Below are 862 nucleotides of genomic sequence, written 5' to 3' on the forward strand. Positions count from 1 at the left end.
CGGGGGTTCGGGGGCTTACCGAATAAAAGACTCGTCACAATTCCCCCTCTCCGAGAAGCTAGGGGGAGGTTTCCTCCGCTTTTCCGCCACACTCCCTCCTAGTGCCTATGCCCTAAGGCCTAGTACCTCTTCCTCTTTCTTTCGCCTCGAAACCCCGTTTTTAACATTTTTGGCGTCGCTGTATTATGCTATGAGTCAACCACTTATACACCCTTCCTATCCCAATCGTCCAAGATTCGTATAAGCTTCCTATAAGCTCTCTATAAGCTAACCCCACCCGCTTCCTATAAGCTCCCTATAAGCTAAGACTCCACCCTCCTCACAGCCTTTTTTTATCAAAAACCCCCATCTAATAGCCTTTTTTCATCAAAAACCCTCCCTCCCACACCCTTTCTATACCAATCTTCCAAGATTCGTATAAGCTTCCTATAAGCTCTCTATAAGCTAACCCCACCCATCTTACGGCTCATCTTTTACCTTTTATCCAAACTATCCCTTCCGAATATCTCCGATATCTTTCTATCTCCTTAGCTCTTCTCAATAAAGCCTTCTATCTCGTCTTACTTCTATCCGACAAGTCCGAATCGTCCGAGAACTCCATTACTGCCTGTCGTGCTACGACTGCCCGTGCGGCTCGCACCTTTTTTTCACTATTTATTATTATTCAAAATAATTTTCTTATCTTTGCACCGAAGTTTTCATTACATTAATGTTAACCTATCTATCAATTAAATTGCCTATCGGTGCACATCACAATTGTCAATTGAAAGACTATCCGTGTAATTAGTGCGAGACTTAAAAAACAGCGAAGCTGTTCATTTGCTCGATTTTTTTTAAAGATTTGTAAGATTTCTGTAGCGTA

The sequence above is a fragment of the Capnocytophaga sp. oral taxon 380 str. F0488 genome (assembly GCF_000318255.2).
GTDB lineage: Bacteria > Bacteroidota > Bacteroidia > Flavobacteriales > Flavobacteriaceae > Capnocytophaga > Capnocytophaga ochracea.